The organism is Algoriphagus aquatilis (assembly GCF_042657405.1).
GTDB lineage: Bacteria > Bacteroidota > Bacteroidia > Cytophagales > Cyclobacteriaceae > Algoriphagus > Algoriphagus aquatilis.
Genome location: NZ_JBHSKS010000001.1, coordinates 452,029 through 470,055, shown reverse-complemented (window position 1 = coordinate 470,055; position 18,027 = coordinate 452,029). Strand labels below are relative to the sequence as shown.

Annotated in this window: 21 protein-coding genes; 7 read left to right on the top strand and 14 right to left on the bottom strand. The window is 40.0% G+C overall.

The annotated features are described in order from the left end of the window. Positions 1 to 8 precede the first annotated feature (8 nt). Complete coding sequence (locus ACFPIK_RS01965; RefSeq protein WP_377911666.1) at positions 9 to 425, bottom strand: response regulator; 417 nt, start codon at positions 423 to 425, stop codon at positions 9 to 11. A gap of 52 nt (positions 426 to 477) precedes the next feature. Further along, positions 478 to 1,182 carry a LytR/AlgR family response regulator transcription factor gene (locus tag ACFPIK_RS01960; protein WP_377911664.1) on the bottom strand — a complete coding sequence of 235 codons (705 nt, stop codon included), beginning with the start codon at positions 1,180 to 1,182 and terminating at the stop codon, positions 478 to 480. A 238-nt stretch (positions 1,183 to 1,420) separates the two neighbouring features. Here ACFPIK_RS01960 and ACFPIK_RS01955 point away from each other — a divergent pair, with 238 nt between their 5' ends. Then, a complete protein-coding gene (locus ACFPIK_RS01955) occupies positions 1,421 to 2,479 on the top strand; it encodes a sensor histidine kinase (protein WP_377911660.1) in 1,059 nt (352 codons plus the stop codon). Position 2,480: 1 nt separating this feature from the next. Here the strand turns inward: ACFPIK_RS01955 and ACFPIK_RS01950 are convergent, their stop codons facing one another. The 4 genes from ACFPIK_RS01950 to ACFPIK_RS01935 form a co-directional block, all read right to left on the bottom strand. Then, complete coding sequence (locus tag ACFPIK_RS01950; protein WP_377911658.1) at positions 2,481 to 3,083, bottom strand: LbetaH domain-containing protein; 603 nt, start codon at positions 3,081 to 3,083, stop codon at positions 2,481 to 2,483. A 162-nt stretch (positions 3,084 to 3,245) separates the two neighbouring features. After that, positions 3,246 to 4,997: an ABC transporter ATP-binding protein gene (locus ACFPIK_RS01945; protein ID WP_377911656.1), complete on the bottom strand. Its 1,752-nt coding sequence runs from the start codon at positions 4,995 to 4,997 to the stop codon at positions 3,246 to 3,248. Between the two features lie 79 nt (positions 4,998 to 5,076). Then, positions 5,077 to 5,475 (bottom strand): DUF1573 domain-containing protein, encoded by a 399-nt coding sequence (locus ACFPIK_RS01940; protein ID WP_377911654.1) that lies wholly within the window; start codon positions 5,473 to 5,475, stop codon positions 5,077 to 5,079. 143 nt (positions 5,476 to 5,618) lie between these two features. Further along, complete coding sequence (locus tag ACFPIK_RS01935; protein ID WP_377911652.1) at positions 5,619 to 7,064, bottom strand: ATP-dependent DNA helicase; 1,446 nt, start codon at positions 7,062 to 7,064, stop codon at positions 5,619 to 5,621. 16 nt (positions 7,065 to 7,080) lie between these two features. Here ACFPIK_RS01935 and ACFPIK_RS01930 point away from each other — a divergent pair, with 16 nt between their 5' ends. The 4 genes from ACFPIK_RS01930 to coaD are packed head-to-tail and all read left to right on the top strand — an operon-like array spanning position 7,081 to position 9,515. Continuing rightward, on the top strand, positions 7,081 to 7,590 hold the full coding sequence (locus ACFPIK_RS01930; RefSeq protein ID WP_377911650.1) for an NUDIX domain-containing protein: 510 nt from the start codon (positions 7,081 to 7,083) through the stop codon (positions 7,588 to 7,590). 50 nt (positions 7,591 to 7,640) lie between these two features. After that, a complete protein-coding gene (locus tag ACFPIK_RS01925) occupies positions 7,641 to 8,225 on the top strand; it encodes a hypothetical protein (protein ID WP_377911648.1) in 585 nt (194 codons plus the stop codon). A 12-nt stretch (positions 8,226 to 8,237) separates the two neighbouring features. Then, on the top strand, positions 8,238 to 9,056 hold the full coding sequence (locus tag ACFPIK_RS01920) for a DUF3822 family protein (RefSeq protein WP_377911646.1): 819 nt from the start codon (positions 8,238 to 8,240) through the stop codon (positions 9,054 to 9,056). Positions 9,057 to 9,059: 3 nt separating this feature from the next. Then, positions 9,060 to 9,515 (top strand): pantetheine-phosphate adenylyltransferase, encoded by a 456-nt coding sequence (gene coaD, locus ACFPIK_RS01915; protein WP_377911644.1) that lies wholly within the window; start codon positions 9,060 to 9,062, stop codon positions 9,513 to 9,515. On the opposite strand, the gene ACFPIK_RS01910 is transcribed toward coaD, so the two are convergent. Further along, the gene (locus tag ACFPIK_RS01910) at positions 9,503 to 10,189 is read right to left on the bottom strand and encodes an NUDIX hydrolase (RefSeq protein WP_377911642.1); all 687 of its coding nucleotides are present in this window, start codon (positions 10,187 to 10,189) and stop codon (positions 9,503 to 9,505) included. The genes coaD and ACFPIK_RS01910 overlap by 13 nt on opposite strands. A gap of 95 nt (positions 10,190 to 10,284) precedes the next feature. Between ACFPIK_RS01910 and pyrE the strand changes: the two genes are divergently transcribed. Next, positions 10,285 to 10,932, top strand: a complete 648-nt coding sequence (gene pyrE, locus ACFPIK_RS01905) for an orotate phosphoribosyltransferase (RefSeq protein WP_377911640.1) — start codon at positions 10,285 to 10,287, stop codon at positions 10,930 to 10,932. 22 nt (positions 10,933 to 10,954) lie between these two features. Here pyrE and ACFPIK_RS01900 read toward each other — a convergent pair whose 3' ends face one another. From ACFPIK_RS01900 to ACFPIK_RS01870, 7 genes are all read right to left on the bottom strand, one after another. After that, the gene (locus ACFPIK_RS01900; protein WP_377911638.1) at positions 10,955 to 12,145 is read right to left on the bottom strand and encodes a hypothetical protein; all 1,191 of its coding nucleotides are present in this window, start codon (positions 12,143 to 12,145) and stop codon (positions 10,955 to 10,957) included. Positions 12,146 to 12,197: 52 nt separating this feature from the next. After that, positions 12,198 to 13,028 (bottom strand): type 1 glutamine amidotransferase, encoded by an 831-nt coding sequence (locus ACFPIK_RS01895; protein ID WP_377911636.1) that lies wholly within the window; start codon positions 13,026 to 13,028, stop codon positions 12,198 to 12,200. Positions 13,029 to 13,070: 42 nt separating this feature from the next. After that, the gene (locus ACFPIK_RS01890) at positions 13,071 to 14,189 is read right to left on the bottom strand and encodes a carboxylate-amine ligase (protein ID WP_377911634.1); all 1,119 of its coding nucleotides are present in this window, start codon (positions 14,187 to 14,189) and stop codon (positions 13,071 to 13,073) included. An 11-nt stretch (positions 14,190 to 14,200) separates the two neighbouring features. Continuing rightward, entirely contained in the window at positions 14,201 to 15,157 is a 957-nt protein-coding gene (locus ACFPIK_RS01885; RefSeq protein WP_377911632.1) for an ATP-grasp domain-containing protein, read from the bottom strand. 48 nt (positions 15,158 to 15,205) lie between these two features. Beyond that, positions 15,206 to 15,916, bottom strand: coding sequence for an esterase family protein (locus ACFPIK_RS01880; RefSeq protein WP_377911630.1), 711 nt, complete (start codon positions 15,914 to 15,916; stop codon positions 15,206 to 15,208). Positions 15,917 to 16,014: 98 nt separating this feature from the next. Further along, on the bottom strand, positions 16,015 to 16,536 hold the full coding sequence (locus tag ACFPIK_RS01875) for a hypothetical protein (protein WP_377911628.1): 522 nt from the start codon (positions 16,534 to 16,536) through the stop codon (positions 16,015 to 16,017). 82 nt (positions 16,537 to 16,618) lie between these two features. Beyond that, positions 16,619 to 17,134 carry a gamma carbonic anhydrase family protein gene (locus ACFPIK_RS01870; RefSeq protein WP_377911626.1) on the bottom strand — a complete coding sequence of 172 codons (516 nt, stop codon included), beginning with the start codon at positions 17,132 to 17,134 and terminating at the stop codon, positions 16,619 to 16,621. 113 nt (positions 17,135 to 17,247) lie between these two features. Here ACFPIK_RS01870 and ACFPIK_RS01865 point away from each other — a divergent pair, with 113 nt between their 5' ends. Continuing rightward, a complete protein-coding gene (locus ACFPIK_RS01865; protein ID WP_377911624.1) occupies positions 17,248 to 17,970 on the top strand; it encodes a YceI family protein in 723 nt (240 codons plus the stop codon). Positions 17,971 to 18,027 lie beyond the last annotated feature (57 nt).

Below are 18,027 nucleotides of genomic sequence, written 5' to 3'. Positions count from 1 at the left end.
AAAGTAAATCAGATATCTAAAGTTTCACAAAAACGGTCAAACACCTTGATAAATTCGGTGAATTGCTCCACCTCGACTGGCTTTACGATATAGCAACTTGCTTGTTCTTGGTAGCTTTTCAGAATATCATCCTGAACGGAAGAAGTGGTGAGCATGATTACCGGTATTTCTCTAGTTTCGTCATTTTCCTTGACCTCTGTCAGTACTTCGTGGCCTGTCTTCAAGGGTAAATTAATATCCAGCAATACCACGTCTGGTTTTGGCTTGTCGGCATATTCCCCTTTTCCAAACAGGTAATCTACACCTTCCTTGCCATTTTTAACCACCTCCAACTGCACCAAAAACTTACTGTCTTCCAGCGCTTCAGTGGCCAGCAGGACATCTCCAGGATTATCCTCAATCAACAGCACTTTAATCCTTTTCATAAATTCAATAGGTTTGAAATCTTGGGTAATAGTCAATGGGAATAAACGCTACTTACTCAACATGAAGCTTTTCAATCAGCTCCTTGTACAATCCTCTTCGAATAGGAATTGAAACATCTCCAAGGTTAATTTTTTTTGCATTGAATGATGTGACATGATTCACATTGATCAAGAAAGATTTGTGAACACGAATAAACTGTTCTTCAGGTAACTTGTCTTCAAATCCCTTTAGAATATCTCTGACAAGGTAGGATTTGACTTTGGTAAATACTTTGGTGTATAATCCGTCTGCTTTAAGATAAAGAAGCTCATTAAATGGAATAGGCACCAGATATCCCTTATCCATCACTTTGAGCGATCCTTTTGATTTGTTGGAATTGGCAGGTTTCTCTTCATGTCGCTTGAGGCCAAAAAATACCGCAGCTTTCAAAGAATCCATGGTAAAGGGCTTTAAGAGGTAACCTTCATGAATTTCCGATGAAATCCTTTCCAAAAATTCAGTCCCAGAATACGCAGTACTGAAGACAATGGGCAAGTCATATTTTTCACGGATTTGATAGGCCAAGTCAATCCCATCCACATCTCCTTTGATCAAAATATCCATCAGGACAAGATCAACTAAGTTACCATCGAGAAACTCCATCGCACTCTGGGCATTGTCTACTATCGCTGCCACATGGTAATCTAAGCCAGTCAAAATCTCGGCAATATTGGAAGCTAATTCTTCCTCGTCCTCTACGATTAAGATTTTTTTCATAAGTATAAAAATAGAAATAAAGTCATGAAAACCTGTTTTAAACTAAATATACGACCCTTCATTTCAACCACTTTGCAATTAATTGTAAATATAAAGCTGTTGCAAGGTTTGAATCAGGAATTGTTTCAATGTAAATTCATATCATGAAAAATTGATGGATATCCAGAGATTATTTTGGCTATCATCCCCTATTACTCGCATGTATTCAGCTCCTGTTATCGACATTAATAAACCCGAAATGCTCAAGTTCTTCCTCGAAAACACCGAGGATGTAATGGTGATTTTAAATGAGGAAATGGAGGCTGTTTTTCTTTCTGAGACTTTTGAAAAAGTACTGGAAATACCCGTTTTGCCTAATCTTGGCCGCAAATTCAATGAGGTAGTCATCAATTTTCCTTCATTGCCTCTGATGAAGCCCAACCAGAAAATGGTGATCCCAATTTCAACCAAGGTAACGAAGCGGAGCTTGATGTTTGAATTCCAATTCCGTCATGTTTCCCTGAGTGAAGTCCCCGGGAAGTTGATTTTTTGTGTTGGAAAAGATGTCACGGAGCGAGAACAAGTTCTGAAAAAATTTAAAGACATCGCATTTAAGGAAAAAGAGCTCAGCCAGATGAAGTCGAGGTTTGTTTCCATGGCTTCGCATGAATTCAAGACGCCGATAGCCACTATTGTGAGCAGTGTAATGATCATGCAAATGCTCCTCGACAAGGAATTTTCTGAAGAGATAAAAACCAAGCTGCTTGGCCATATTGACAAGGTACTCAACCAAAGCAACCGATTGACATCCATCATGAGTGATGTATTGCTATTGGAAAAAAGTATTCAGCAAGATATCAACCTTAACGTAAAGAAGGTCTTCATAGGAAAGTTTGTAAATCAGCTTGTAGCTGAGATCAATGACGAAAACCTTGGAAGAAGAACCGTCAAATTATTTTTACCCGAAACCGATAAGACGATCAACACGGATGAGTCTATGCTGATCCATGTACTGAGAAATCTAATTCAAAATGCGTTAAACTATTCCCCAAACTCTTTAGATCCTGAGGTTCAAGTAAGCTTCATCGGAAACTATGTAGAAATAATGGTTAAAGATTATGGCATAGGAATACCCAGAGAGGAGCATGACAATATTTTTGGATCTTTTTACAGAGCTAAAAATGTCGGAAACATAAAAGGAACAGGATTGGGTCTGAATATCGTCCAAGAATTGACCAAAAAGCTTAACGGGGAAATCTGGTTTAAAAGTAAAGAAGGAATAGGATCAGAGTTTTATGTTTCTTTTCCGACCAAATAGATCATTTCTTTGCCAATGAGTTTGGAAGCAGATCTTCCTTGATCTCTGCAAATTTTTCAATTGTTGATTCTTTACCTACTCGAATCCCTTGGTTAATACCTGAACCCTTTTTCATATTCACCATCCCTTCCAAAATAGAATAGCCTCCTACATTTACCTCGTCTTCAAGGTAGCAGCAATCACCAATGACAGATTCATGTCCTATAGAACACTTTTCTCCCAAAAAATTAAAGTTACCCACCATAGTTCCAAAATTGATCAAACTACCTTCGAGTATAACATTCCCTTTACCAAAAATACAATCTCTTGAAATCCAAGATCCCATGGAGATCAGGTTAGGAAATTCTAATTGCTTATAGGAAGCTAATTTTTTTATCATCCCTACTTTCTCATAAATCGAAGGAAGGGCAATAACCACTGCGATTTTCTTACCCGCAAGAATTTCATCAGGCTGACCTAATACTGGAAAACCTGCAACCTTTTTTCCTTCAAGGCTGCCACTTTCATCAGCAAAACCCAAGATTTTATGGCGCAGTCCAAACTGAGAAAAGTTCTTTGCGATGTATTCTCCCAATTTGTTAGCTCCAACAATTATCAAGTCCATTATTAAATTCTTGAATGATTAAAAAAATTCATTTTATCGAGAAATCCAACCACAATCAAAATTTATCGAATCTTCTGCAAATCTATTTCAAACTAACTCCAAGTAAAGAAACAGGATTTTGGCTAAAAAGATTAAAACTTCACTGAAAATTTTGGACAGCATTTAAATTCTTGCTTGGTACGTATATAACTGAAAATAGCGACCTTCCTTGGCAAGAAGTTCTTCATGCCTACCCTGCTCGACAATTTTGCCCTGTTCGATAACCAAGATTTGATCTGCCTGCCGGATGGTACTTAATCGATGTGCAATCACAAAAGTAGTTCTACCTTCCATCAATTTTTTTAAGCTTTCCTGAATCAAGGTCTCGGATTCTGTATCCAAGTTTGAAGTAGCTTCATCCAAAATCAAAATTTTCGGATCTGCCAATATAGCCCTAGCTATGGCAATTCGCTGCCGCTGCCCTCCAGAAAGCTTAACTCCTCTCTCTCCGATCAGCGTATCCAATCCTTGCTCAAATCGATCTGTAAATTCCTGTACATGTGCAGCATGGACAGCCATTTTCAGTTGATCCTCTTTAGCATGGGGTCTTGGAAAAAGAATGTTCTCTCTGATCGTTCCTTCAAATAAGAAATCGTCTTGCAATACCACCCCTAATTGAGATCTGAAAGAATCAAGACTGATTGTTTGGAGATCCCTTCCATCCAAGTAGATCAACCCTGAGTCTGGATTTAGGAATGTAGCAGCTAGGCCAGCGATGGTAGTCTTGCCGGAGCCTGAAGTACCTACTAAGGCAGTCACCGAGCCGGCTGGAGCCTTGAAACTAATTCCTTTAACAACCTCCTTACCCGATTCATAAGCAAAGGATACCTGATCAAATACAATTTCTCCATTGACCTGATCCAATTGCACCGTACGCTTGCGATCATCCGACTCCAGAGGCATATTCATGATCTCTTCAGTCCTGTCCAATCCGGCAAATGCCTCCGTCAATTGACTGCCGATATTGGACATCTGCACAATCGGCGCAATCATAAAACCGAGGTAAAGGGTAAAAGCCAGAAAATCCCCAAAGGTCATTTTCCCCTCCATAATCATGTATCCTCCGATGCCCATAATTCCCGCAGAGGCTAAACCCAGCAGTAAAGCACCGGCAGAAGTCACAAAACTTGTGGCGGTAAGGCTGGCCTTTACATTTTGAAAAAGCTCATCGACTCCTTTTTCGAAAGTTCGGATTTCCTGAGCTTCTGCATTAAAGCCTTTGATGACTCGGATGCCACCCAATGTTTCGGTCAGTCGACCTGTCACCTGTGCATTTATTTTTCCTCGTTCTCTGAATATGGGCCTTATTTTCCCAAATGCCTTCAAGGACACCAATCCAAAAATGAGCACAGGCAATAACACATACAGGGTCATCATCGGACTAATGGATATAAGTAAGCCAAGTGAGATAATTGCGGTCAAAATTCCCCCGATCATCTGTGCAAATCCGGTTCCGACAAGATTCCTAACCCCTTCTACATCGGTCATGATTCGAGATACCAACTCTCCGGTTTTGGCATTATCAAAAAACCTAATTGGAAGCTTGATAATATGCTGCTGGACTTTGGATCGAAGTTGAGCGATCAGGTGCTGGGCCTCTACACTCAATATCTGAGTCAGTGTGTAAGAAGTCACAGACTGAACCACAATCGAAAGGATTACGATCAAAATAAGCCATTTCAGCATATTCAAATCGTTGCTGGGAATCACATCATCAATCAAATATTTACTTGCTCCAGGCAGAACCAAACCTGAAAGTCTACTCACTATAATCAACCCAAGTCCAAGGAAAAGGTGTTTTCTTCTAGGCCAAATAATAGTAGAAAATACCTGGCGCATGGTGACACGGCGCTCTTTATTTTGGGTACGGGACATAGTTTATGGTTAGGAATCTAGTGGAACGAAAAAAGCCTGTTAGAATCAACAGGCTTTGAAATTTATAAAATTTTGAATTTTAGTTCGTTTTTGGAATGACGTTGGAAATCAATGAAACCTTCTCTATCGGCTCTGTTGCATTGGAATAAATCCTAACTACAGAGTTTTGTTTACCCATTTTACCGGTAGAATTGAAAGAGACTTTAATCTCAGCTGATTTTCCAGGAGCTACTGGCTCTTTTGGCCAGCTAGGCACTGTACATCCACAGGTCGCTGCCACATTAGAAATGACAAGAGGACTTTTTCCAGTGTTCGTCAAAACAAATGTATGCTCTACTTTTTGTCCCTGAACGATGTCACCAAAATCGATTGAATTTTCTTTGAATGAAATGACAGCACCTGACCCCGCATCCTGAGCATTTGCCTGAAGGACCATTACAAAGGCGAAGAGACTAAATAGAATTGCTAGCTTTTTCATAGAAGTTGTTAGGATTTGATGTTCAATTTTCAAATTTGACTCTTTTCAGCTAGATAACCGAGACCTAGTTGATATAATTCCAAATCTGAAAAATACATGCCAATTCTTTAAGGTTGGAAAGGTTAAATTTTGCAAAAGTGTGTTTATTCCTGGTCTACTAATCCTTTTACAAAAAAGGAAGGAGAGAAATTAACCAAATAAAGCTCATCAGTAGCTCGGGTAATGGCTGTATAAAGCCATCGTACAAATTCTTTGTCAACTTGATCCTCTACCAAATATCCCTGATCCACAAATACCGCCTGCCACTGGCCCCCTTGTGCTTTGTGGCAAGTCAAGGCATAAGCAAATTTGACTTGAAGTGCATTGAGATAAGGGTCTTTTCGGATATGCTCCATTCGCTCGGTTTTGTTAGCTACATCGGCATAATCGGCCGAAACCTGATCATAGAGACTTCGGTATTGCTCACGAGTCAGAGATGGACTTGATGAATAAAGTGTGTCCAAAATAACCTTGGCATCAAAAAATGGCTCATCCGGATAATCCAAAAGTCGGAGTTCCAAAGTGGCAAATCTCAAACCATACATTTCTTCGAAACTTCTGATTTTCATCACCTCCACCATATCCCCGTTAGCCAAAAAGTTCACCTTTTCTGATTCTGCCATATAGGTGTAATTGTTTTTCACTATCATCAGCAAATCTCCCGTACTGATCTCATCTTCATAAAAGTGGATCACACGCCTGATGTACAAATTGTATTGGACAGCAGCTTTATTTGATCGGGTGACAATGGTGGTATTTTCAGTTCCAAATTTACCATAAGCATACCTCAGGCCATCCTCCAGCCTTTCTGAGGTCATCTTGAATATATCTTTGAATAAAAAGGTCTGAATTCTGACCGTAGGTTTTTCTGCCTCAAGTTCGTTCCTCAGAACGGTTGCATTAAAAAGAATTCCAGACTCCAACTTTTGACGCATGACTTCAGATAGCTCAATCTGATCAGCATCAAGTCTATAATGTCTAAGTAAATACCCAGACTCAAGTGCTGGACTGTAGGTACTGCCAACAGGAGGAAGCTGAGCCGTGTCGCCTATAAAGATGAGCCGATTTCCTGCTCCGGAAAAAACATAGGTAATCACATCCCAAAGCAAATTCCCTGACATACCCCCATCGTCAGCCAACATGGAAGATTCATCAATAATAAAAAGGGTATCCTTGAAGTAATTCTTCTGCAACACAAATCCACTTCCCATGGTCCCCGGATCACCTTTGGGCTTATAAATGATCTTATGAATAGTAAATGCCCCCCTTCCTGAATAGTTGCTCATTACTTTGGCTGCCCTTCCTGTTGGGGCCAAAAGCAAAGAGCGCATTTCCATTCGAGGAAGAATTTTAACCAATGCCGAAATCAGAGATGTTTTTCCTGTACCTGCATATCCTTTTAAAATAAATACTGGCTTATCTTCAGATTTTTTAGAAAAAAAAGGATCCATTTTTTTGAAAAACTCAGCTTGCCCTTTCGTGGGTTGAAAAGGAAAATATTTTACGAGCAAGTCAGAAGGCTTTGGTTTGCCCTGGTTAATTTTATCCATTGATAAGCGAATGTAAATGTCAAAAGATAAGATCAGCAAAGAAATAGAATCAAAATTTGGTCACCAACTCAGATCAAGAGTCAATGGGGTTTTGATAGAAAATGAAAAAATCCTAATGGTCAAGCACCTAATGGGCAACGGCAGAGAATTTTGGTCCACTCCAGGAGGAGGTATGGTATATGGGATGAGCGCAAAAGATAACCTCAAGCGAGAGTTTTTAGAGGAAACCGGATTAACCATTGAAGTAGGAGACTACCTTTTTGTCCATGAATTTTTAGAACCTCCCCTACATGCTATGGAACACTTTTTTCGGGTAATTAGTGTAAAAGGTGTTGCAGTACTGGGAAAAGACCCCGAGCTTTCCAACTCCAATCAGATACTTGCTGAAATTCGCTGGATGAGCCTGGAAGAATTACATTACCTCGAAAAGAACACCCTACATCGGATATTTTGGGGAATTAAATCACTTTCTGAGCTGGTATTGTGTAAAGGATATTTTAATTTTGGAAATATTTCTATAAAATAGCACGTTTTAAAAACCTTCAACCTTAACCAGATTTCTAAATCTTAATCAAAATGAATCTTACAAAAGTTCTCTCGTTAGTTTTCTTTATCGTCGCTGCATATCTGGGCTACTTGCTTTGGAAAGGCGTTGATGATGTAGTTGAAGCAGAAAAAAGAGTCGCTTTACTGGAGGCAGCCACTATCGAAAAATTAGAAATGCTACGTAATGCTCAACTGGCATATCAGGCATCAAATGGGAAATATGCGAGCACTTGGGATTCTTTGAAAACGTTTATCGAGACAGGTACCATCTGGATTGTACAGAGAACTGAGACTACGAAGCTTCTTGACTATGGAGCTGAAGAAATCAAGGTGAGCTTTGATACTCTTGGATCTGTAAATGTGATGGATTCCCTTTTTAGTGCTAAAAAATACCCTGATTTCAAGCTTGAACTACTTCCTGTAGTGCCAGGTTCAGGTGGAAAGCAATTTGAGTTCTTTGCAGATAAAATCGAGAAAACTGGTGGATACATGGTTAACGTGTTTGAAATCCGCGATCCATCTCCAATCAACCCTAAGAGAAGAGCAAACAATAACGAAAAAGCTTTGAGAGTTGGTTCAAGAACCGATGCTTCTACAGAAGGTAACTGGAAATAACCGGTACTGATCTTGGAAAATAACCTCAAGGTATATAAGAGTGATAAGTTTGATGTGGAAGACACAGCGAGCTTATCACTTTTTATTTATCCCAATACTCTATTTGTCTTTGCAAAAGACAAAAACCAAGCAAACATCGCTGTACATCATCATTTGAAGTTTTCTTGGAACAAAATGGAGGACCAATTCAATTCCGATCCTCTTTTAAAGTTGGATGTTCCAGCGAAAATCTACATTCATAATCCAGTTTTCACTCTTGTGCCCGGTGTACTTTATCAGCAAGGGAAAGAAAAAGAATACTTGGATATCTTGGGGGATCTAGGTGAATCGCCCTATTTTTTTACTACACCGGTAGACAGCAATAATATTCAGATTCTGTCTTTTCTATCTCAAAAGACAAAGAATCATCTGGAGGCCCGGTTTGCTGAAGTCACTTTGTATCACGGTTCTGCTTCATTCCTTTCTTATTTATTCAAAGAAAGATTTAATCTAATCGGACAAGAAATCATCGTAGATTACTTTCATTCTCATGTGTATATAGCTGGCTTTACAGATCAGGAGCTGGCCGTATTCAATAGATTTGAAATTCAGGGAAAAGAAGATGTGCTCAAGTATATTCTGATTATGATGGAAGCGCTCAAGTATGACCGAAATCATGTCAGGGTTAGTATCTATGGAGCAACCGAACAAACTGGGATTTCAGAAACTTGGGGTAGCACTTATTTTGCCAACTTTAGAATACAAAAACCACATGCCAATCAGAACTTTTCTCATGGATTCAAGCATTTAAAGTCTGAGAATCTGTTTGAATCTTATTGGCAATATGATTGATCTATGAAAAAGACAGCAATTTTTCCCGGGTCATTTGATCCATTTACCAAAGGGCACCACGACATTGTCATGCGGGGTCTAAATCTTTTTGATGAAGTCATTGTAGGGATTGGTTATAATTCCACCAAAAAAAATAGATACTTCGAAATCGACTTAATGGTAGAAAAAATCGAGAGTGTCTATGTATCCATTCCAAGTGTAAAGGTGGTTGTCTACAATGAACTTACCTCTACCTTAGCCAAAAAGTACGACGCTCAATTTTTGATCAGAGGATTAAGAAATACGACTGATTTTGAATATGAAAATACCATCAGTCAGATGAATAGGTATTTAAATAAAGATTTGGAAACGGTTTTTTTGATAACCTCACCTCAATTTGCCGCCATCAGTTCGACAGTAATCCGAGAAGTACACAGATACGGTGGTGATGTTTCAGAATTTCTGCCTTACAGCATCTGAATCTTCATGTGATTTTTTAAATATTGCTTAAAGAGGTATCTCATAGAAGGATACGAATTGATCAAGGCAGTTTTAGCATCTGATTCTGAAAGCCATCTAATTTCGTCTATCCCCTCTTCAACCTGAGGTTTCATACCATGATCATTTACACTTTCCATAGCATACCAATAGGTCTTTTTGAGGATACTTCTTCTATTTTGGGTATAGGTATGCCACGTATTGCAAATGTGTGCTCCTAATTTGACTTTAACATTACATTCTTCCTCTACTTCCCGTTTTGCACATTCTTCAGGAGTCTCACCTTTATCAAACTTCCCTTTTGGAAAATCCCATTTACCCAATCGGTAAATCATGAGGATTTTATCTTTTTTAGCAACTATTCCTCCTGCAGCTTTTATGATCAAAAATCTACTTTTAACAAACTCTTTAAGGGCTTTTTTATCGACCGTCACCAAAGTCACCGAGTCCAATTTCTTCATCTTTCGGGTCCGCATTAAATAGAGAATACGGATCACAGCATCTTGACTCGGTTCATAAAATACCACATCCTCCTCCCATTCCACATCTTCAGGAATTTCATCCAGATTTTTATAACTGTGCTCAAATGCCTTGGAAGGGTCCAATTCCTCAAAATTGAGAATCTCTAAAGGCTTGTCATTCACAAAGATCTTCATGCTATCAATGTAAAAAGATGGTGGTGTGGTCAAAAATGCACAAAAAAATCAGCGGACACAATCTCAAAGCTGGTTAATCCATTAATTTTGATTCCATGAAAATCCTTGATCCCAGCATTGCAGCAGAAGTAGCAAACAAGCTGCTTGAAATTCAAGCCATTCGGCTTCAGCCTTCCAAACCCTTTACTTGGGCCTCCGGATGGAAATCCCCGATTTATTGTGACAACAGACTTTCTCTTTCCTTTCCCGAGGTAAGAAAACTGATCAAAGCCAACTTGGTGAAATCTGTACAGCACTTTTTTCCAACTGTAGAGGCCATTGCCGGTGTAGCTACCGCGGGAATACCTCAAGGGGCACTGATATCAGATGAATTAAACCTTCCATTTGTTTATGTGCGCTCCAAACCCAAAGGACATGGGATGGAAAACATGATCGAAGGTAAAGTAACGCCAGGTCAAAAAGTCGTGGTAGTAGAAGACTTGGTTTCTACAGGAGGAAGTTCCCTTAAGGCCGCCCAAGACTTGAGAAATGCAGGATTTGAAGTATTGGGAATGGTGGCAATTTTCAGCTATGGATTTGATGTGGCAGACAAAAACTTCGATGAAGCAGGTATTTCACTCGTCTGTCTAAGCCACTATGACGCCCTATTGCCACAGGCTGTAGGAAATAATTACGTGGATGAATCCACCTTGAAATCTCTGGAAGAATGGCGTAAAAACCCAGCTGTTTGGATGCAAGAATAGAAAGCCGGTAACACCGGTTTTTTTATTTTTCAAAGAGTCCTATTGAGCCACCGACCCAATCTTTGTCTTTGTTAAATTTCACGCCGATCATTTCACCTCGGCTCAAACGAACCAAGTTTCCTACAATAGTTGGGCGATTTTCTTCTTCTGGCCATAGGCACAACATTCTCACCTCCACTTTTACTTTTCCCTCGGGAGCCTGGATGACTGGCAAATAATTCACCTTTTTCTGAAGAATATAAAGATCTCGTTCTTTTACATTTTCGATATCTTCCCTTTTCACATGAAAAATCACCCCTGATCCTGAAAAAGAAAATAAGGGCTTTAGCACGTAGTTTTCAAGGTCTTCCGGAATTTCCTTTAACTCGCTCAGCAAGGTAGTCTCGATAAAATAAGACCCTTTGAGGTAGGGAAGAATAAATTTAGAAATACGGGTATACCAATTGGGATGACCAGCCCATTCGACATCAAGCTCTTCTTCGAAGCTAAACTGAAGCTTTAGATCTTGTCTGGAAAACAACTCATCAAAAATTACCCTGTTGTAGATTCGTTTGATCTGGATCTTTTGACCTTCCGAATTGAGATAAAAAAGTTTTTTATCCTCTTTGATCACTGATGTGACACAAAGAATTTTAATTCCCAAATCTCTTTGTGCATAGTAAAAATCAATTTTGGTGTTTTGTTTTTCAGGTTCAATTTCCAAAAGTACAACTTCCTCCTCTTGCCATTTTCCTAAAACCACTTTTTTCAACAGCCCCAGATAGCGATCATCAGTGATCCCTAGTGGATACGGTGTCATTTCAGACAGAAAAGGATAATACTTCTGGATTTTCCTAAAGAGGTTAAACTGAAAATTGAAAATGGAAGGAAAGCCTTGAACCTCTATTAGTTTGGGAATAACATTTCCGTTTTCTTCGCAAATCCCAAAGTCAATCGCCAAAAATTGAGTATGGGCATCCTCGTTTGGAACATCGGTATTCAACTCAATGGCACGTTGGGTTAAGGCTTTGAAATCAGTTCTTTGAATAAAAGTTATTACCTGATTGCAAGCTTCAATAAGCTGATTCTCTAGGTCTTTTGGAATAAAAAAAGGTGTCTCGGCAATCCTAAACGTAGGTTTAAAATCAAAATCAGAAGCTATATCCTCCAAGAAAGCCAGGTACTTCTCCTGAGAAAATTCTTGGTTAAATTTTTCTCTGATTGATTCTTTCATATGCTATTGAAAATATTGATATCCAGATTTAGAATAAATCTTCTTTTTAAATTTAAATCAGGGTCGGTGCTTGAGCCAAGCGAATTTTGCGGAGGGCATGTTCTAAAAAATTTGGGATAAAGGTTTCATTAGTGCGATAGATTTTATCCTCATCAACCAGATTTTCAAGCATGGTCCGATATTTAGCTTTGCCTTTTAGTTCGATGATTTTTTCACGAACCACTGGCTTTTTTAAATGCTGTAAAAAGCTGGAGGGATCTGCCTCGGGATGAAACTGTGTGCCGATGATTTCATCAGAAAAGCGGATAGCCATAATTGCCCGCTCGTATTCGACGTGATTTCGGATCTTTTCAAGTGCAATGACTTTTGCTCCCAACATCTTAAATTTCCTGGGATTGGGTTGTACAACCTGATAATCACGGGAATCCACCGCCCAAAAAGGATTCTCCAGATTTTGGAAGATGGGATCATTAAGTCCTTCCGGAGTCTTATGCACTGTCATTACCCCAAATGACTGCGATTTCCTTTTGGTCACTTCTCCCAAACCAAAATGCTTGCACGCCATCTGAAAGGAATGGCAAATTAGGAGCAGGTGTTTTTTTTGACTATGATTTTGATTCCAAATCCATACCTGGTCCAAGAAATCAAAGTAGCGTAAATCCCAATTTCCATCGCCCTCTAAGGGATTTCCGGGTCCACCTGTGGAAATAAACACATCAAAATCAGCAACATCAGGCAGTTCGTTTTTACCTCTGACATCAAATTCTCTGAAATTGATTTGATCGGAAAACTTGCTCAACAGATCATGGATACACCTCATCCCTTGATTGGGTTCTCCATCATACATATCCAGAATGGCAAGATTTACTTTTCTTTTTGGCACTTTATGTTGGGTTTGATATTCGGCCCAAAGGTAAGGAATACCTCACAAGCCTTCGGTAAACTTGCCGGTTATAAAATCGACAACAGCCTCCAAACTTCCTGTCTTTTCAAAAACTGCCAGTTGTTGATCCGCACCGGTTCCCTTTTTGAGAATTTCATGGACGTAGTTGATTTCATTTCTGCTCCCCAACTCATCGACTACGTCATCGATAAATTCGAGTAGCTCCATAATCAAATCCTTGGTAGGCACTTCTTCCTTTTTCCCAAAATCAATCAATAAGCCTTCAATTCCATTGCGTGCTGCTCTAAACTTGTTTTCCCGGATGAGAGCAATTCTATATATGTTAAAGCTGGTATTGCTCATGTGAAGCTTATATAGCTTGGCAACCACGGCTTGAATAATTGCCACGATACAGATCGTCTCATCCACTGTCAGACACATATCACAGATTCTAAATTCGATTGTGCTGAAGAACGGGTGCATTCTAAGATCCCACCAGATTTTTTTAGGGTTGTCGATGCAGTTCGTTTTTACCAAAATCTCCAGGAAATTGTCATAAGACTGAACTGAGTCGAAATATTCCGGAAGGCCAGTCCGAGGAAACTTGGCAAAAACTTTGGCTCTAAACGCTTTGAACCCTGTATTTCTGCCTTCCCAAAATGGAGAATTGGTCGTAAGGGCATAGATGTGAGGGAGGAAATAACAGGCCTGATTCATCAGCTGAAGCGCGACATCCCGACTTTCTATCCCCACATGGACATGAAGACCAAAAATCAAATTAGACCTTGCAATATCCTTTAGCTCATTGACAATGTTGTGGTACCTAGGATCATCAGTAATCTCCTGATCTTGCCATTTTGCAAAAGGATGCGTACTGGAAGCACCGACTGTAAGGCCCTGGGCAGCAGCAAGCTCAGCAATTTTCTTTCTCAAATGAGACACTTCACTTCGGGCCTCAGCCACATTTTGGCAAATGTTGGTTCCGACTTCCACCACAGATTGATGCATTTCTGCCTTCACCTGCTCACGTAATTGGATCTTACCGCCCTCCACGATTTTGGACATATGAGATCTTAAATCTCTTGTCTTTGGATCGATAATCATGTACTCCTCCTCTACCCCTAGGGTGAATTTTGGCAGGTTTTTCAATGCAATCGGCATAGTACGCTAGATTAAAACCGTTTAGCTACTTCAACTGAGTTTTTGACGAATGTGCCCCAGGTGAGATTCATTTGACCTGGTTTTTGGGCTTTTGCATAGGCTATGGCCATTTTTGCGGCTTCTTCCACCACCCATTCAAAATTCTCCTGTCCTACTGAATTGACATCAGCATCCGGAGCAGGATTTCCAAAATCGATAGCATATGGTATCCCATCTCTCACGGCAAACTCAACTGTGTTGAAATCATATCCCAATCCGGTACACAGCTTTTGAGTATAGTCCTTGACGGTGGCCAGCAGCTTTTTGGAGGCAGGAGCACGATCTACCACATATCTCAAATGGTGAGGATTTCGAGGCTCATACTCCATGATTCGCACTGCTTTACCTCCAAGACAATACACTCTGAAGTATTCATCAAATACGATTTCTTCCTGAAGCAGCATCACCAATTGACCGGTTTCCGGATGTTTTTGGAAAAACTCCTCTTTATTTTCCAGACGATACACATTCTTCCATCCACCTCCGGCATAAGGCTTCATATAGGCCGGAAAACCAACATAATTGAAGATTCCCTCCCAATCCAACGGAGCCACCAAATTTCGGAAGGACTTAGCTGTAGTGTCGTCAGGATGCTGAGCTGAAGGCAAAATAACCGTTTTTGGAAGCGGAACGCCCAAAGTATCCGCAAGGCAATTGTTAAAAAATTTATCATCCGCACTCCACCAAAAAGGATTGTTGATGACAGCAGTACCTGTAAGTGCTGCGTTTTTTAAATAAGCTCTGTAAAAAGGAACATCCTGTGAAATCCTGTCAATAATTACAGCATACTCGGTTAGCTGATTTTGCATGACCTTATCGATCCGCACTGGTTCAGCCATGATGCCTTTTTCTGCTTTTTGATTAACTCTTTCTACAAATGCATGGGGAAAGGTATCCTCCATTCCGAAAAGTATACCGATTTTTTTCATAATGATTCAAGTAAAACGTTATGTTCTAGTTAATTGAATTGAAGGTGATTAAAATTTGAGAAGTGATAGGTAATGAGGGAACATTTCTCTCCAGAGGGGCCAATCGTGCTGTCTATCTTGCCTTACATCAAGCCAATGCGAAATATTTTTGGACTTCAGCACTTCATGCAATTTCAAATTAGAATCAAAGCAGATGTCCCAGTTGGAGGTACCCAAAACGATTCCCATTTTCCAGAGCTCCCCATCGTTAAGCCCAGGCAAATATTCAAGAGGGCAATTGTAGTAAATATCATCATGCTGATACCCCTCCATAAAGTCCCTGATATCATAGGCACCACTCATACTAAATAGATGGCTGACATACCCAGGATGCCTAAAGGCAAAATTGGCTGCATGATACCCTCCAAAGCTACAACCCGCAAGGGCCACCTTGGCTGAGGAAGTATTTAGCCGAATTCGCTCTATCAACTCGTGACAAATCATTTTGTCATAAGCTACATGATTTTGGATGCGATCATGTGGATGAATGGACTTATTATAAAAGCTCTGGGCATCATTGCTTTCGGGACAATAGATTTGGATCAACCCCTGATCAATATACCATTGGGCAGATCCGATTAAGCCCATGTCTTTGTTCTCATGGAAAGATCCCTTCGAGGTAGGAAAAACCACCACCGGATAACCGGCATGACCAAAAACCAACATCTCTACATCACGATGCAAATGGGGGGAGTACCATTTAAAATATTCTTCTTTCATTTTAATGCTTTAAAAATCCACCGGAAAAAAGTTTCCAGCCTCAAATACTAGTCAAAAATCGGGGAAAGAAAAAAGAAAATCTCTGGCAAAAAAGCCTCCTATGCCCTCACTCCTTTGGAATCTGCAACTGAAAAAGAAAATTGAAAATAGCGATTGACCAATCCTCCAACAATAGACAATAAAACTACTCCCACAAAAATCCATTTAGAGGTAGTAAAAATGGAAGCATACATCACTGTATCAGAAAGATGACTTGGATAATTTTTCAAAACTTGAAGAATAAAGATATTTTCAAAAAAATCTGCGAGCAGTATGAAAAAGGCAATCCAAGCTATTCTTTTTTTATTCCAAAGTCTGTAGAGAATTCCGGAGAAAAACAAAGTATACACGATCATGTAAGGCAGATCCAAAGCCCAAGCTCCAAAGCAATAAAACTCCCTTTGGCTTTGATTTAGCTGGCCCAGCAACAAGTAGGCTTCTTCCACAGAATAGGCAAACTTCAGATCTAATGCCTGATCTTTAGGCATAAAGTAGGTCAAAGAGAAATTAAGGATCGCAAACAGGATCAATAGGACATAAAGCGACCTCTTATTTCCTAAAAATTCAAAAAGTGTATTCATATCACAAAAGATTGTGACTAAACTACAAAAAATCAAAACAAAGTGTATTGAAATCTGCTTTTAGGCAAGAAATTTTAAGAGACTATTTATTTTCGAACCACCGAGCGTACATCGGATAATTCCTAGCGGTACGCAGAATTACTTCCCTCATTTCAGGCCCGATTTCTTTTACTTTTTTGGCCGGCATACCGGCATAAATGGAACCTGATTCCACCACAGTACCAGAAAGGACTACTGCACCCGCAGCAATCACCGAATCAGAATGAATCACTGCCCCATCCATCACGATAGCACCCATTCCTACCAAAACTCGGTCATGTATCGTACAACCATGGACAATAGCATTATGGGCTATGGACACTTGATTTCCAATATGGGTGGGAGCTTTTTGATAAGTGCAATGTATTACTGCTCCATCCTGAATGTTGGTATCATTCCCAATCCTGATCTCATGTACATCTCCTCTGATGACTGCATTAAACCAAACGGTACAGTTGTCACCCATTTTCACATCACCCACCACAGTAGCATTTGGAGCCAACCAACATTCGGATCCAAACTCAGGGGATTTCCCCTGGACATCCATCAACAAAGCCATATTTTTTTTCCCGAAAGTAAAAAAAATTGAAGAGGATTGAACTTTTTGAATCTGTCTTGGTTTTACATGTCTATACATTAATTGTAGTAACCAATCCAACACACTTATTACCTATGAAAATTACAAGACAAATTGGCTTATTCGTAGCCGCTTCAATGATTGCTTTTGCTTGTGGCAAACCTGGAGACACTGTAGAGACCACTGATGCTCAAGAAGTAGCTGCAGGAGAAGGTCAAACACTTTCTCTTGACCTGACAACTTCCACCATCGGATGGACAGGGTACAAGCCTACCGGTAAGCATTTTGGAAAAATCCCTTCAACCGGTGGTACCTTAACTGTAGCAGGTGATCAAATCACAGGAGGTTCCTTCACTTTTGATATCGCTGGACTCACAATCGAAGATATGGAAGCAGGTTCCGAGTTTCATGGCAAGCTTTACGGTCACTTGCAGTCTCCTGACTTCTTTGATGCTGCCAACTTCCCAACAGCTACTTTTGAAATCACCGGTGTAACACCTTATGCTGCAACAGACGCAGTAGCTGACAAAACTGAATTCGCATCTGAAAACACACCTTCCTCAGACAGTTCATTGACTCCTGCAAATCCTACCCATTGGATCAGCGGTAACTTGACCATGAGAGGTACTACAAAAAACATCAAATTCCCAGCTGCAGTAACTATTGCAAACGGAACTGTAGCTGCCAAAGCAGGATTTAACATCGACAGAACCCAGTGGGGTCTTATGTACGGTGACGAGGCTGCTGCGACCAATAAAGCTAAAGATCAGTTTATCTACAATACTGTTTCATTGGTATTGGACGTAAATGCGAAGTAATTAACCAACTACCACAAGGACTGAGGGGGAATTCAAAAATTCCCCCTTTTTTTGTGT